Here is a 15,441-nt window from a genome sequence, read left to right on the forward strand (position 1 = left end):
GGAGCAACCGTCACGGCCAAGGCCCGCCGTCAGGCGAGGTCGCGCACCGCCTGAGCGAACGCGTCCCCGCGCTGGTTGTAGTTGACGAACATGTCCATGGAGGCGCAGGCCGGGGCGAGCAGCACCGTGTCTCCCGCGCGCGCGAGGCGCCGGGCCTCCTGGACAGCCGCGAGCATCGCCCCAGTGTCGGTCCGGTCGAGGTCGACGACGGGTACCTCGGGGGCGTGTCGCGCGAGGGCTTCCCGGATCAGGGCGCGGTCGGCGCCGATGAGGACCACTCCGCGCAGTCGCTTTGCCGACTTGGCGACCAGTTCGTCGAAGGTCGCGCCCTTGGCGAGCCCGCCCGCGATCCACACGATCGACTCGTACGCCGCCAACGAGGCTTCCGCCGCGTGGGTGTTGGTGGCCTTGGAGTCGTCGATGTACGTGACGCCGTCCACGTCGGCCACGTGGGCGATGCGGTGGGCGTCCGGGGTGAAGGCCCGCAGGCCGTCCCGTACGGCCTGGGCAGGCACGCCGAAGGCGCGGGCGAGGCCCGCCGCGGCAAGGGCGTTGGCGACGTTGTGCGGGGCGGGCGGGTCGACGTCGGAGACCTCGGCGAGCTCCTGGGCGTTCTTCTGCCGGTTCTCGACGAAGGCGCGGTCGACCAGGATGCCGTCCACGACGCCCAGTTGGGACGGCCCCGGGGTGCCGAGGGTGAAGCCGACGGCCCGGCAGCCCTCCTCGACGTCCGCCTCGCGCACCAGGTCCTCGGTGGCCTTGTCGGCGACGTTGTAGACGCACGCGACCCGGTTGCCCTCGTAGACACGGCCCTTGTCCTTGGCGTACGCCTCCATGGAGCCGTGCCAGTCGAGGTGGTCGGGGGCGAGGTTGAGGACGACGGCCGAGTGGGCGCGCAGCGAGGGCGCCCAGTGCAGCTGGTAGCTCGACAGCTCCACGGCCAGGACGTCGTACTCCTCGTCCCCGAGGACGGCGTCCAGCAGCGAGACGCCGATGTTGCCGACGGCCGCCGTGCGCAGGCCGGCCGCCTTCAGGATGGACGCCAGCATCTGTGTGGTGGTCGTCTTGCCGTTGGTGCCGGTGACACACAGCCAGGGGGCCGCGTCGGGGCCGCGCAGCCGCCAGGCGAGTTCGACGTCGCCCCAGACCGGCACGCCGGCTTCGGCGGCCGCCGCGAAGAGCGGCTTGTCCGGCTTCCAGCCCGGTGCGGTGACGACGAGTTCGGTGCCTTCGGGCAGGGTGGCCCCGTCACCGAGGCGCACGGTGACGCCCAGTGCCTCCAGCTCGGCGGCCTGCTCACGCGCGCGTGCGTCGTCGCCGTCGTTGACGACGGTGACCCGCGCGCCGAGCCCGTGCAGCACCTTGGCCGCCGGGATGCCGGAGACGCCGAGCCCGGCGACGGTGACGTGCTTGCCCTCCCAGGAGAGCCCCTGCCCATCGGTCACTTGTCTGCTGCCCATCCCGCGTAGAAGAGACCCAGTCCGACGATCACACAGATGCCCTGAATGATCCAGAATCGGACCACGACAAGGACTTCCGACCAGCCCTTGAGTTCGAAGTGGTGCTGGAGTGGCGCCATACGGAAGACGCGCTTCCCGGTCAGCCGGAACGAGCCGACCTGGATGACCACCGACATGGTGATGAGGACGAACAGACCGCCCAGGATGGCGAGCAGCAGCTCGGTGCGGGAGCAGATCGCGAGACCCGCGAGCACACCGCCGAGCGCCAGCGAACCGGTGTCGCCCATGAAGATCTTGGCCGGCGAGGTGTTCCACCACAGGAAGCCGAGGCAGGAACCCATCAGCGCGGCGGAGACGACCGCGAGGTCCAGCGGGTCGCGCACCTCGTAACAGGCGCCGGGGTTGGTCAGGGTCTCGCCGTTGGCGCAGGACTCCTGGTACTGCCAGACGCCGATGAACGTGTAGGCGCCGAAGACGAGAACCGAGGCACCGGTGGCGAGGCCGTCCAGACCGTCGGTCAGGTTCACGCCGTTCGACATCGCGAGGATCATGAACAGCGCCCAGACGACGAACAGCACGGGGCCGATCGTCCAGCCGAAGTCCGTGATGAACGACAGCTTCGTGGAGGCCGGCGTGTTGCCGCGGGCGTCCGCGAACTGCAGCGAGAGCACCGCGAAGGCGATACCGCCGAGCAGCTGGCCGGCCATCTTCGCCTTGGCCCGCAGACCCAGCGACCGCCGCTTGACGATCTTGATGTAGTCGTCCAGGAAGCCGACCAGGCCCATGCCGAACATCAGGCCGAGCACCAGCAGGCCCGAGTAGGTCGGCGGCTTGCCCGTGATGACCTTCGACAGGAAGTACGCCGCGATCGTCGCCAGGATGAACGCGATACCGCCCATGGTCGGCGTACCGCGCTTGCTGGCGTGCTCGCGCGGGCCGTCGTCGCGGATGTACTGGCCGTAGCCCTTGCGCGCCAGCAGCTTGATCAGCAACGGAGTGCCGATCAGCGTCAGAAAGAGGCCAATGACACCCGCGAACAGGATCTGCTTCATCATCGGGCGGAAACCTCACCCTCGGCACCGGTCGCGAGCAGCGCCTGGGCGACGCTCTCGAGGCCGACCGAACGGGACGCCTTCACGAGTACGACGTCCCCCGGGCGCAGCTCGCTGCGCAACAGGTCGACCGCCGCCTGTGCGTCGGACACGTGCACCGACTCCTCACCCCACGAACCCTCGTTATATGCGCCCAGTTGCAGCCAGGCGGCTTCCCTGCCCCCGACCGCGACGAGCTTGCTGACGTTGAGCCGGACGGCGAGCCGCCCGACCGCGTCGTGCTCGGCGAGCGCCTCGTCCCCGAGCTCGGCCATCTTGCCGAGCACCGCCCAGGTCCGGCCCCCCTTCGCCCGTGGGGCTCCACCCATGGCGGCCAGCGCGCGCAGCGCCGCCCGCATGGACTCGGGGTTCGCGTTGTAGGCGTCGTTGACGATCGTCACGCCGTCCGGGCGCTCGGTGACCTCCATCCGCCAGCGGGAGAGGGAGCCCGCCTCGGAGAGCGCGGTGGCGATCTCAGTGACGGACATGCCCAGCTCATGGGCGACGGCGGCCGCGGCGAGCGCGTTCGACACGTGGTGCTCACCGTACAGGCGCATGGTCACATCACTGCACCCGGAGGGTGTGTGAAGACTGAAGGAGGGCTGTCCGCTGTCCGTGAGTCGTACGTTCTCGGCCCGTACGTCCGCTTCGCCGGACTCTCCGAAAAGGACCACCTTCGCCTTCGTACGGGAGGCCATGGCCCGGACCAACGGGTCGTCGGCGTTGAGGATCGCGATGCCGCCCTCGCTCGCCGCGGGGAGGGCCTCCACCAACTCGCCCTTTGCCTGTGCGATCTGTTCACGGCCGCCGAACTCGCCGATGTGGGCGGAGCCGACGTTCAGCACGAGGCCGATCCTCGGGGGCGTCAGACCGGCGAGGTAGCGGATGTGTCCGATGCCGCGGGCGCCCATCTCCAGTACCAGGAAGCGGGTTTCCTCGGTGGCGGACAGGGCGGTCAGCGGCAGCCCGATCTCGTTGTTGAGGGAGCCGGGCGTGAAGACGGTCGGCGCCTTGCGCCGGAGCACCTGGGCGATGAGGTCCTTGGTGCTGGTCTTGCCCGCCGAGCCGGTGAGCGCGACGAGCGTCGTGCCGAGCTTGCGCACGACGTGCCGGGCGAGGGCGCCGAGGGCGGCCTGGACGTCGTCCACGACGATCGCGGGCACGCCGACGGGGCGCGAGGCCAGTACGGCCACCGCGCCCGCCTCGACGACCGCGGCCGCGAAGTCGTGGCCGTCCACGCGTTCGCCGGCGAAGGCGACGAAGAGGCTGCCGGGCACCGCCTCGCGGGAGTCCCGGACGACCGGTCCGGTCACCTGCGCGGACGGATCCGGTATGTCGTACGTCTGCCCGCCGACGACTGCTGCGATCTCGGCGAGGGAGAGGGCGATCACAAGTTCATCCCTGGGTCTGCTGGATAGCTTCGCGAAGCACCTGGCGGTCGTCGAACGGACGGACCACTCCGGCGATGTCCTGGCCCTGCTCATGGCCCTTGCCCGCGACCAGCACGGTGTCACCGGCGTGCGCGCGGGCGACGGCCGCGGCGATGGCGGCGGCCCGGTCCTCGAACAGGACCACCTCGCCGCGCTCGTGCGAGGGCACGGACGCGGCGCCTTCGAGCATCGTCGCGAGGATCGCGAGGGGGTCCTCGGAGCGGGGGTTGTCGGAGGTCAGTACGGCGGTGTCGGCGAGCCGGGCGACGGCGGCGCCCATCGGCGCGCGCTTGGTGCGGTCCCGGTCGCCGCCGCAGCCGAGGACCACGTGCAGCCGGCCCTTGGTGACCTTGCGCAGCGCCCTGAGGACCGACTCGACGGCGTCCGTCTTGTGGGCGTAGTCGACGACCGCGAGGTAGGGCTGGCCGGCGTCCACGCGCTCAAGGCGGCCCGGCACGCCGGGCACGGCGGCCACGCCGTCGGCGGCGGTCTGCGGGTCGAGTCCCGCGACGGCGAGGGCGACGATCGCGGCGAGGGTGTTGGCCACGTTGAACGGGCCGGGCAGCGGCGACTTGGCGGCGATCCGCACGCCGTCGGGGCCGAGGACGGTGAACGTCGAGTCCAGCGGGCCGATGTGGACGTCGGCCGCGCGCCAGTCGGCGTCGGGGTGGCCCTCGGCGGAGAAGGTGACGACCGGGACCTCGGCCTCCCGGACCAGCCGGCGGCCGTACTCGTCGTCGAGGTTGACCACCCCGAGTTTGCTGCGTTTCCGGGTGAACAGCCGCGCCTTGGCCTGGAAGTAGTCCTCCATGCCGGAGTGGAACTCCATGTGCTCCGGGCTGAGGTTGTTGAAGACGGCGATGTCGAAGACGCAGCCGTCGACCCGGCCGAGGACCAGCGCGTGGCTGGAGACCTCCATGGCGACCGCCTCGACGCCGCGCTCGCGCATCACGGCGAACAGCGCCTGCAGATCGGTGGCCTCGGGCGTGGTGCGCTCGGACTTGATGCGCTCCTCGCCGATGCGCATCTCGACGGTTCCGATGAGGCCGGTGGCGCGGGTGGTCTTCAGACCGCCCTCGACCAGGTAGGCGGTGGTGGTCTTGCCGGAGGTGCCGGTGATGCCGATCTGGAGCAGGTCCCGGCCCGGACGGCCGTAGATCGTGGCCGCCAGCTCGCCCATCCGTCCGCGCGGGTCGTCGACGACCAGGACCGGCAGGCCGGTCGCGGCGGCGCGCTCGGCGCCGGCCGGGTCGGTCAGCACGGCGACGGCGCCGAGGCCGGCGGCCTGGGTGACGAAGTCGGCGCCGTGCAGCCGGGCGCCGGGCAGGGCGGCGTACAGGTCGCCGGGCCGGACGGCGCGCGAGTCGTGGGTGATGCCCGTGACGGCAGCGGCGCTCTCCACGGCGGCGGCACCCAGCTGGCCTGCAAGCTCCGCGAGGGGTGTGGCGGAGACCTGGGCCGGCCTGGGCGGTCCCGGATATGTCACGGAAGCGCCCTTCTGGGTGGTTTGGGACTGATCAGCGTGTGGCACGGCGGTGAGCGTACCGGGCTCACCCGCCTGCGGGCGAAGCGAGGAGGCGGGCGAGGCCTGGTTCCCGGGGTCGGGAGTGATCATGGTCACGGGCTGGTTCCTGGCTGGTTCGGCGCTGAACACGGGCGGGCGGCACTGGACGGGACGGGTGGACGGGGTGGACGGGGCGGACGAACGGTACGGACGGGGCTGGCGGTCGGTCGGGGCTCAGGGGGTGAAGGTCACCGGAAGGCTGGCGGGCTTGGCACCGGTCGGCGGGACCTGCAGGGTCTTCAGGGCGAACTCCATGACCTGCTTGAAAATGGGTCCGCAGATCTGGCCGCCGAAGTAGCTGCCCTGGGTGGCGTTCTGGATGGCGCAGTAGACGGTGACGCGCGGTTGGTCCGCGGGGGCGAACCCGGCGAACGACGAGGTGTAGCCCTTGTACTTGCCGGTGGCCGGATCCACTCGGTTGGCGGTACCCGTCTTACCCGCGACGCGGTAGCCGGGAATGCGCGCCTTGGTGCCCGTGCCCTCCTGGTCGTCCACGACCGACTCCAGCATCCGGGCGAGGGTCTTCGCCGTCTTCTCGCTGACGGCCCTGCTCTTCTCGGGTGCGGGGGCCGGGGTGAAGCGGCCGTCCGGGCCCTGGGTGCCGCGTACGAGGGTCGGCTCGACGCGGACGCCGCCGTTGGCGATCGTCGAGTAGACGGACGCCGCCTGGAGGGCGTTGAGGGACACGCCCTGGCCGAAAGGAATCGTGTACTGCTGCGAGGTCGACCACTTGTCCGGCGGGGCGAGGATGCCCTTCGTCTCGCCGGGGAAGTCGATCCCGGTGTAGCTGCCGATGCCGAACTTGCGCAGGTACGAGTAGAGGACCCGGTTGGCCTCGGCCTGGGTCTTGCCGAGCTGGCCGGTGGCCAGGATCGTGCCGATGTTGCTGGACTTGGCGAGCACGCCGTTGAGCGTCAGGTTCCAGGTCGGGTGGTCGATGTCGTCCTTGAAGAGCCGGTCGCCGCGGTGCAGCCGGTTGGGCACGACCACGTGCGTGAGCGGGGTGGCGGCGTTCTCCTCGAGGACGGCGGCCATCGACATGATCTTGGCGGTGGAGCCGGGCTCGTACGCGTCCTGGAGAGCCGCGTTGCCCAGGGCGTCCGGGTTCGCGGTCGTGAGGTCGTTGGGGTCGAAACCCGGCGAGTTGGCCATGGCGAGGATCTCGCCGGTGCGGGTGTCCTGGACGATCACGTAGCCGCGGTCCGCCTTGGACGCCTTGACCTGCTCGGTGATGGCGTTCTGGGCGGCCCACTGGATGTCCCGGTCGATCGTCAGCTCCACGTCGGAGCCGGGTACGGCGGGGGTCTCGGTGGAACCGGCGGTGGGCACCTGACGGCCCCCGGACTGGGCGTAGCGGATCTTGCCGTCCTTGCCGGTCAGGGTCTTGTTCAGCGCCTGCTCGACGCCGCCGCCGCCCTTGCCCTCGGCGTTGACCCAGCCCAGTACGGAGGCGGCGAGGTCGCCGTTGGGGTACACGCGCTTGCTGCTGGGCACGGAGAAGACACCCGCGAGGACGTTGACCGTGGTGCCGTCCGACTCCGCCTTCGTGGTGAGCGCGGACTTCAGGTCCTTGATCTGCTTCCAGACCTGCGGGGTCTGCCGGCCGGCGAGCTTGGCGTAGCGCGCCTTCCTGTCCTTGGGCCGCAGCTTCTCCACGAGCGTGGACTGCTCCTGGCCGAGGATCGGCGCGAGCAGCGCGGCGGCCTGCTCGGGACCGTCGTCGATCTTCAGGTTCTCGCGGTTGAACATCGTGGGGTCGGCGGTGATGTCGTACGCGTCCTCGCTGCTCGCGAGGGCGATCCCGCTGCGGTCGGTGATCTCGCCGCGCTCGGCGGCCAGCACCTGGCCGACGTAGCGGTTCCTGTCCGCCTTGGCGGCGTACGTGCCGGCGTCGACCGCCTGCACCTGGAGGAGGCGGACGACGAAGGCGGCCATCACCAGGGTCAGGGCCAGCCCGACCATGCGCAGCCGGGGGCGGGGGCTGCCGAGCCGGATGACCCGCGGGGCCGGGGGGCGCGGCGCGGCCGGACGGCGGGCCGGGCGGGCGCCGGGGCCCGGCCGCCGCTGGGCCGAGGCCGGGCGGGAGGGCCGGGCGGGGCCGGGCACGCGCCGGCGGGGCGGTTCCCTGTCGGACACTTCCGTCACCTGCCGGGGGTCGTGGGAAGGGCTGCGGTCGGAGCGGGGGCCGCGCTCCCCGCGGGAGCCCCGCTCGGGAGGCCGGGCGACCGCGAGGACGACGGTGACGCGGTCGTCTGGGAGAGGGTGATCGCCTCGGGCGGCCGCACGATCTCGGCGGCGCTCTGGGAGGACCGGCGGGCCGCGGCCGAGGGCACGCCCTTCACGGTGCCGTCGGGGTCCAGGAAGGCGGGGTCGCCGCCGGGGACCATGCCCAGCTCACGGGCGCGGCGCTGCAGGGCGTCCGGGGCGGAGTAGGAGTCGATGTCCCGCTGGAGCGCCTGTTCCTCGTCGGTGAGGTTCTTGGTGTCCTTCTGGAGGTCGTCCTTGTGGAACGCGCCCTCGCTGAGCGCGGAGTTCAGTACGAGCAGCCCGATGAGGCCGCCGCCGAGCAGGAGGACGACGAGCAGGACGAAGGGGGTGCGGGCCGCCTGGCGCGGCCTCTCGGGGAACAGACGGGCGAGCCGGGCGGCCCTCCCCCTGAGTTCGGGTTTCTTGTTCACTCGCCCTCCCCCGCGTCCGGTTTTGCGACCTGCGCCCGCCGCGCGCCCCTCATTCGATGGACTCCCTGATGCGCTCGGCCCCGCGCAGCCGCGCCGGGGCGGCGCGCCGGTTCTCGGCGACCTCTTCCTCGGTGGGAAGTTCGGCACCGCGGGTCAGCAGCTTGAGCCGGGGCTGGTAGCGCTCGGGGACGACGGGCAGCCCGGGCGGCGCGGTGGTGGCGGCCCCGGCCGCGAACACCTGCTTGACCAGCCGGTCCTCCAGTGAGTGGTACGACAGGACGGCGATGCGGCCGCCCACGTCGATCGCCTCGACGGCGGCCGGGATCGCCCGCTCCAGGACGGACAGCTCCCCGTTGACCTCGATGCGCAGCGCCTGGAAGGTGCGCTTGGCCGGGTTGCCGCCGGTGCGCTTGGCGGCCTGCGGCAGGGCGGCCCGGATCAGCTCGACGAGCCGTGCGCTGTTGGTGAACGGTTCCTTGTCGCGTTCGCGCACGATCGCGGAGACGATCCGCTTGGCCTGCTTCTCCTCGCCGTACGCGCGCAGGATCCGCACCAGTTCGCCGGGCGGGTAGGTGTTGAGGACCTCGGCCGCGCTGATGCCGGTCGTCTGGTCCATGCGCATGTCGAGCGGCGCGTCCTGGGCGTAGGCGAAGCCCCGGTCGGCCTCGTCGAGCTGCATGGAGGACACGCCGAGGTCGAACAGGACGCCCTGCACGCGCGCGATGCCGAGCCGGTCGAGCACGTCCGGGAGCTCGTCGTAGACGGCGTGCACGAGGGTGGCGCGGTCACCGAAGGGGGCGAGCCGCTCGCCGGAGAGTCTGAGCGCCTCCTTGTCGCGGTCGAGGGCGACGAGCCGCGCCTCGGGGAACCGCGTCAGCAGGGCCTCGCTGTGGCCGCCGAGGCCGAGCGTGCAGTCCACGACGACCGCTCCGGGGCGCTGCAGGGCAGGGGCCAACAGGTCCAGGCACCGCTGGAGCATCACCGGGACGTGTCGACTCTGGCTCAAGGGGCCCTCTCAGATCCGGCGGGAAGACGCACCGCCGGGTCCCCGCCCTCTCGTATGGGGAAGGCCTGCCGCGGCACGCGGGGAATTCAGTCCAGCAGGGAGATCACCGCCTCCCGCTTCGCGTCACTTTAGTCCACGGTGTCTCGCGGTCAATCAACCGGCCTGCGCGTCGCGGGCGGCCGCCGCCACGAAGCGGGGTACCCGCGGAAATCACCCGGCCGGGTGGCTGTGCCTCACCCCTGTGGCTTACCTCACAAACGCGGCGTGATGACGCTCTTTTTCCGTTCTCACAACGGGACCGCGGGCCGCGTGACCAGTACCGTCATGGTTATGACGACTTCCGCATCCGTAACCACAGAGTCCGAAGGCGCCATACGCGGCACGGTGACCGACCGCCTCGTCGACGCCAACGAGCGGTACGCCGCCGCGTTCACCGATCCGGGCATGGACGCGCGCCCCGTCCTGCACGTGGCGGTCGTGGCCTGCATGGACGCCCGTCTCGACCTGCACGCGGCGCTGGGTCTGGAGCTCGGCGACTGTCACACCGTCCGCAACGCGGGCGGTGTGGTCACCGACGACGTGATCCGTTCGCTCACCATCAGCCAGCGCAAGCTGGGCACGCGCAGCATCGTGCTGATCCACCACACGGGCTGCGGCCTGGAGGCGATCACCGAGGACTTCCGCAACGAACTGGAGATGGAGGTCGGCCAGCGTCCGGCCTGGGCGGTGGAGGCCTTCCGGGACGTCGACCAGGACGTCCGGCAGTCCATGCAGCGGGTGCGCACCTCGCCCTTCCTGCTGCACACCGACGACGTGCGCGGCTTCGTGTTCGACGTGAAGACGGGCCTGCTGCGCGAGATCGACCCCGCCTGACCGGCGCACGCGGCCTGCCGCCGGGCGGCGACGCACCGTCGTCGTCCGCCGCAGTTCGCTGTCGTTTCGCTGTTGATTTCTCACTCTCGGCCACCCCAAAGGCCATAGAACCGACATAACGCGGGCAGTTGTCCACAGGCGAGTGACACGAATCGGTAACGGCAGCAAGAATGCGGTGGTGACGCCACGCCGAACATTTCGCGGGTGGCGCACGTGATTCGGGGTGGGCCGGTCCGCGGTACGGAGCGTCGGCCCGAACATGTACGGGCCGAGGAGGGCCGGGTGACGACCTATGACGAGCGAGCGAGCCTCACGGATCTGACCGCCACTGCGGAGCGTGTCCGCAGTTCGGTGGAGGGAGTGATCGAGGGCAAGCCCGAGGTCGTACGGCTTTCGCTGACCGTGCTGCTCGCCGAGGGGCATCTTCTGATCGAGGATGTTCCCGGCGTCGGCAAGACGATGCTGGCCAAGGCACTGGCGAAGTCCATCGACTGTTCGGTGCGCCGTATCCAGTTCACGCCGGACCTGCTGCCCTCGGACATCACCGGCGTGTCCATCTGGGACCAGCAGCGGCGTGACTTCGAGTTCAAGCCGGGCGCGATCTTCTCGCAGATCGTGATCGGCGACGAGATCAACCGCGCCTCGCCCAAGACCCAGTCGGCGCTGCTGGAGTCCCTGGAGGAGCGCCAGGTCACCATTGACGGGCAGACGTACGAACTGCCCAGTCCCTTCATGGTGGTGGCCACGCAGAACCCGGTCGAGATGGAGGGCACCTATCCGCTGCCGGAGGCCCAGCGCGACCGCTTCATGGCCCGGGTCTCCATCGGATACCCGAGCCCCGAGGCCGAGCTGCAGATGCTGGACGTGCACGGCGGGGTCAGCCCGCTGGACGACCTCCAGCCGGTGGCCCACGCGCACGAGATCGTGAAGCTGATCGACGCCGTCCGCGGGGTCCACGTCGCCGAATCGGTTCGCCGGTACGCGGTCGACCTGGTGGCCGCCACGCGCACCCACCCCGACCTCAGACTCGGCGCCTCGCCGCGCGCGACGCTGCATCTGCTGCGCGCGGCGAAGGCGTCCGCAGCCCTCGGCGGCCGGGACTACGCGCTGCCGGACGACGTGCAGAACCTCGCCGTGGCCGTCCTGGCCCACCGGCTGCTGCCCACCGCGCAGGCGCAGCTCAACCGCCGCACGGCGGAGCAGGTCGTCGAGGAGATCCTGCAGCGCACCCCGGTGCCCACGGGCCCCCAGCACCACGCCTACGGCGGGCTCGGCCAGAGCACGCCCGCGTACCCCCAGCAGCCGCCGCGGAGGCTCTGATGGCCACCGGGGGGACCGGGCAGACCGCGCAGCCGGGGGGCGGCCGCGCCGAGAAGGGCGGCGCCCGGACCGCCCTGGCGGGGCTGACCACCCGGGGGCGCTCCTTCCTGGCCGCCGGCATAGCCGCCGCCGTCTGCGCGTACGTGCTCGGGCAGCCGGATCTGCTGCGGGTCGGCCTGTTGCTGGCCGCGCTGCCGCTGATCTGCGCGGCCGTCGTCTACCGCACCCGTTACCGGGTCGCCGGCAGCCGCCGGCTGGCCCCCGCGCGCGTGCCGGCCGGCAGCGAGGCCCGCGTCCATCTGCGGATGGACAACGTCTCCCGGCTGCCGACCGGCCTGCTGATGCTCCAGGACAAGGTGCCCTACGTCCTCGGCCCGCGTCCCCGCTTCGTCCTGGACCGGGTGGAGGCGGGCGGCCGGCGCGAGGTGTCCTACCGGGTCCGCTCCGACCTGCGGGGCCGCTACCCGCTGGGCCCGCTGCAGCTGCGGCTGAGCGACCCGTTCGGCATGTGCGAACTGACCCGGGCCTTCTCGACGTACGACACGCTGACGGTGATCCCGCGTGTGGAGGCGCTGCCGCCGGTGCGGCTGAGCGGCGAGGCCAAGGGGTACGGCGACGGACGGCAGCGCTCGCTGGCGCTGGCGGGCGAGGACGACGTGATCCCGCGCGGCTACCGCTACGGCGACGATCTGCGCCGGGTGCACTGGCGTTCGACCGCGCGCTACGGCGAGCTGATGGTGCGCCGCGAGGAGCAGCCCCAGCGGGCGCGCTGCACGGTGCTCCTGGACACCCGGGGCGTGGCCTACGCGGGGGCCGGCCCTGACTCGGCCTTCGAGTGGGCGGTCTCCGGCGCGGCGTCCGTGCTGGTGCACATGCTGGAGCGGGGCTTCTCGGTACGGCTGCTGACGGACACCGGCACCTCGGTGCCCGGCGAGGGCGCCGACGGGTTCGCCGGGGCCAGCCAGGAGTCGGCGGACGCCGCCGGGCTGATGATGGACACCCTCGCCGTGGTCGACCACTCCGACGGCGCGGGCCTGTCGCGGGCGTACGACGTGCTGCGCGGCGGCAACGAGGGGCTGCTGGTGGCCTTCTTCGGCGACATCGACGAGGAGCAGGCGGCGATCGCGGCGAAGATGCGCCAGCGCAGCGGGGGCGCGGTGGCCTTCCTGCTGGACAGCGACACGTGGGGGCGTGAACCGAACGGCACGGCCCGTCCGATGAACAGGCAGGAGGAGCGGCTGCGGATGCTGCGAGAGGCGGGCTGGACCGCCGTGAGCGTGCCGCGGGGCGCCGCGCTGAACGAGCTGTGGCGCCAGGCCGACCGGGAGCGGGCGGGTGTCGTGATCGCGGGCGGGACGAGTGCGGGGGAGGCGGGATCATGAGCGGACGGGCTCGGCTGACGCTGTGCTCGGCGGCGGCCACGCTGACGGCGTCGTGCGCCCTGCTGCCCCTGGTCGACCCGGCGACCTGGATCCTCCAGGCGGCGTTCCTGCTGGCGATCCAGTCCGGGGTGGGCGCGGCCGCGCGCCGGGTGCCGCTGGCCCGGCCGCTGACGGTGACCGCCCAGGCGCTGGTCACGCTGGTGCTGCTGACCCTGCTCTTCGCCCGGGAGCACGCCCTGCTGGGGCTGATCCCCGGCCCGGAGGCCTTCCGGCACTTCGGGGACCTGTTCCAGGCGGGCGCCGACGACGTCGGGCGGTACGCGATCCCGGCCCCGCTGTCCGACGGCATCCGGCTGATGATGGTCGGCGGTGTGCTGGTGATCGGGCTGGCGGTCGACACCCTCGCGGTGACCTTCCGCAACGCCGCCCCGGCCGGTCTGCCGCTGCTCGCGCTGTACTCGGTGGCCGCGGGACTGTCCGACGGGGCGAGCGACTGGGTGTGGTTCCTGGTGGCCGCCGCGGGCTATCTGATGCTGCTGCTGGCCGAGGGCCGGGAGCGGCTCTCCCAGTGGGGCCGGGTCTTCGCGGGCGCCCCGCGCACCCCGGGCGGACAGCCGGGGCCGGTGGCCCCGGTGCGCACCGGCCGGCGCATCGGCGTGGCCGCCCTGGGCGTGGCCCTCGTGGTGCCGCTGCTGCCTCTGCCGGCGATCCAGGGCGGCCTGCTGGCCGGCGCCGGGGCGGGCGTGGGGGCGGGCACCGGCGGCGGGGGCACCATCTCCGCGGTCAACCCGCTGGTGTCGCTGCGGGACAGTCTGAACGTGGACGAGGACCGCAAGGTCCTGACGTTGAGCACCAACGCCACCGACCTCTCGGACATGTACCTGCGGATCGTGTCCCTGGACGACTTCGACGGCACCACGTGGAAGCCGTCCAAGCGCCACATCGTGACCGTGCCGGACCGGTTCCCCACGCCCACGGGGCTGGGCCCGGACATCAAGCGCGCGGAGATCACCACCCGGATCTCGGCCGCCGACGGCTACGCCCAGGACTGGCTGCCGATGCCGTACCCGCCGAGCAGCGTGGAGATCAAGGGCAACTGGCGGTACGAACCGGTCGGGATGACCCTCGTCGGCGACCACGGGCAGAACACCAGCGGCAAAACGTACCAGGTGAAGAGCCTCGACCTGCAGCCGACGGCCGCGCAGCTGGCCGCGGCGCCCCGGGCGCCCGGCTCGATCAGGAACGACTACACCAAGGTGCCGGACTCGCTGCCGAAGGTGGTGGCGCGGCAGGCCCGCGAGATCACGGCCGGCGCGACGAGCGCCTACGACAAGGCGGTCGCGCTCCAGGACTACTTCGCGGTGACCGGCGGCTTCGAGTACGACACCGACGTGGAGGTCGGCACCGGCCGCGACGCGATCGCCCGCTTCCTGCGGGACAAGCAGGGCTTCTGTGTCCATTTCTCCTTCGCGATGGCGGCGATGGCCCGCACGCTGGGCATACCGGCGCGGGTCGCGGTGGGCTTCGCGCCCGGTTCCCCGCAGGCGGACGGCTCGGTGGCGGTGGGCCTGAAGGACGCGCACGCCTGGCCCGAGCTGTACTTCGAGGGCGTGGGCTGGACCCGCTTCGAGCCGACGCCGACACGCGGTACGACGCCCACGTACACGGTGCAGGACACGCCGGGCGAGACCACTCCCGACCTGCCGCAGTCCTCCCAGTCGGCGGACGCGGCGCCGTCGGCCGCGCCGTCGGCGAGCACGAGCTGCTCGGCGCAGGACAAGAAGCTGGAGGGCTGCGGGGCCGCGCTGCCGCTGGACCGGGCGGAGCAGAGCGAACAGGGCACCCCGTGGTACGAGATCGCCGGCTGGATCCTGCTGGGGGCCGCGGCACTGGCCCTGCCGCTGCTGCCGATGCTGTGGCGGCTGAGACGGCGGTCGGTGCGGCTGGCGTCGGCCCAGCACTCGGGGGCCGGCACCGGGGCCGGGGACGCCTCCGGCCGGCGCGGGAGCGGTGACCCGGACGGGCCGGGGGCGCAGGGCACCGGTTCGGCGATCCGGCTGGACCCGCCGTCCCAGGAGGCGGCCGAGGCTGCCGTGGCGCATGTCCTGGCGGTCTGGCGCGAGCTGATCGACACCGCCTGGGACTACGGCGTCGAACCGGACGAGGCGCTGACCCCCCGGCGGGCGGCGGCGCGGATCGTCCGGATCGGGGAGCTGGACGAGACGGTGGGCCGGTCGGTGCACCGGGTTGCGGGTGCCGTGGAGCAGGTCCTGTTCGCACCGCGCCCGCGGGCCGAGGCCGGGCTGTCGGACGACGTCCGCCAGGTACGGGCGGCACTGCGGGCGAGGGTCAGCTGGTCCACACGGGTGCGGGCGGTCCTCGCGCCTCGGTCGGCCGTCCGCGCGCTCTGGGACCTCGCGGACCGCTGGGCGGCCGTCAAGGCGTCCTGGACATCCCGGGCGGCCCACCTGGCAGCCCTGCTACGCCGCCCGTCCGGCCAGCAGAGCGGCTGAGCGCGACCGGAGGAGCCGGGGGGGGGGGGCGCGCGCGGGGGGGGGCGGGCCGCGCGGGGGGGGGGGGCGGCGGCAGGCGGCGAGGCGCCAGACGGGGGGGGTGGCGCCGGCGCGGGGGGGGGCG

The 15,441-nt window shown here is 72.4% G+C and carries 11 protein-coding genes; 4 read left to right on the forward strand and 7 right to left on the reverse strand.

Annotated elements, in window-relative coordinates:
- Positions 1-29: 29 nt before the first annotated feature.
- The 7 genes from murD to rsmH form a co-directional block, all read right to left on the reverse strand.
- On the reverse strand, positions 30-1,460 hold the full coding sequence (gene murD, locus ACFY30_RS21900; protein ID WP_390846830.1) for a UDP-N-acetylmuramoyl-L-alanine--D-glutamate ligase: 1,431 nt from the start codon (positions 1,458-1,460) through the stop codon (positions 30-32).
- Positions 1,442-2,515 carry a phospho-N-acetylmuramoyl-pentapeptide-transferase gene (gene mraY / locus ACFY30_RS21905; protein WP_390655843.1) on the reverse strand — a complete coding sequence of 358 codons (1,074 nt, stop codon included), beginning with the start codon at positions 2,513-2,515 and terminating at the stop codon, positions 1,442-1,444. Before mraY ends, murD begins: the two co-directional genes overlap by 19 nt.
- A complete protein-coding gene (murF, locus tag ACFY30_RS21910; protein ID WP_390846831.1) occupies positions 2,512-3,942 on the reverse strand; it encodes a UDP-N-acetylmuramoyl-tripeptide--D-alanyl-D-alanine ligase in 1,431 nt (476 codons plus the stop codon). Before murF ends, mraY begins: the two co-directional genes overlap by 4 nt.
- A gap of 4 nt (positions 3,943-3,946) precedes the next feature.
- The gene (locus tag ACFY30_RS21915) at positions 3,947-5,602 is read right to left on the reverse strand and encodes a UDP-N-acetylmuramoyl-L-alanyl-D-glutamate--2,6-diaminopimelate ligase (RefSeq protein WP_390846832.1); all 1,656 of its coding nucleotides are present in this window, start codon (positions 5,600-5,602) and stop codon (positions 3,947-3,949) included.
- A 117-nt stretch (positions 5,603-5,719) separates the two neighbouring features.
- A complete protein-coding gene (locus ACFY30_RS21920) occupies positions 5,720-7,681 on the reverse strand; it encodes a peptidoglycan D,D-transpeptidase FtsI family protein (protein ID WP_390846833.1) in 1,962 nt (653 codons plus the stop codon).
- A gap of 5 nt (positions 7,682-7,686) precedes the next feature.
- Positions 7,687-8,223 (reverse strand): septum formation initiator family protein, encoded by a 537-nt coding sequence (locus ACFY30_RS21925; protein ID WP_390846834.1) that lies wholly within the window; start codon positions 8,221-8,223, stop codon positions 7,687-7,689.
- A gap of 49 nt (positions 8,224-8,272) precedes the next feature.
- Positions 8,273-9,229 carry a 16S rRNA (cytosine(1402)-N(4))-methyltransferase RsmH gene (gene rsmH / locus ACFY30_RS21930; RefSeq protein ID WP_390846835.1) on the reverse strand — a complete coding sequence of 319 codons (957 nt, stop codon included), beginning with the start codon at positions 9,227-9,229 and terminating at the stop codon, positions 8,273-8,275.
- Positions 9,230-9,559: 330 nt separating this feature from the next.
- Here rsmH and ACFY30_RS21935 point away from each other — a divergent pair, with 330 nt between their 5' ends.
- The 4 genes from ACFY30_RS21935 to ACFY30_RS21950 all read left to right on the forward strand — a co-directional run bounded on the left by ACFY30_RS21935 (position 9,560) and on the right by ACFY30_RS21950 (position 15,317).
- The gene (locus ACFY30_RS21935; RefSeq protein WP_390846836.1) at positions 9,560-10,102 is read left to right on the forward strand and encodes a beta-class carbonic anhydrase; all 543 of its coding nucleotides are present in this window, start codon (positions 9,560-9,562) and stop codon (positions 10,100-10,102) included.
- Positions 10,103-10,384: 282 nt separating this feature from the next.
- Positions 10,385-11,422 carry an AAA family ATPase gene (locus ACFY30_RS21940; protein WP_390846837.1) on the forward strand — a complete coding sequence of 346 codons (1,038 nt, stop codon included), beginning with the start codon at positions 10,385-10,387 and terminating at the stop codon, positions 11,420-11,422.
- Entirely contained in the window at positions 11,422-12,804 is a 1,383-nt protein-coding gene (locus ACFY30_RS21945; RefSeq protein ID WP_390846838.1) for a DUF58 domain-containing protein, read from the forward strand. Before ACFY30_RS21940 ends, ACFY30_RS21945 begins: the two co-directional genes overlap by 1 nt.
- Positions 12,801-15,317 (forward strand): DUF3488 and DUF4129 domain-containing transglutaminase family protein, encoded by a 2,517-nt coding sequence (locus ACFY30_RS21950; RefSeq protein WP_390846839.1) that lies wholly within the window; start codon positions 12,801-12,803, stop codon positions 15,315-15,317. The genes ACFY30_RS21945 and ACFY30_RS21950 overlap by 4 nt, the downstream gene beginning before the upstream one ends.
- The last annotated feature ends 124 nt before the right edge of the window (positions 15,318-15,441 follow it).

It is taken from the genome of Streptomyces sp. NPDC000345, assembly GCF_042898825.1.
Taxonomy (GTDB): Bacteria; Actinomycetota; Actinomycetes; order Streptomycetales; family Streptomycetaceae; genus Streptomyces.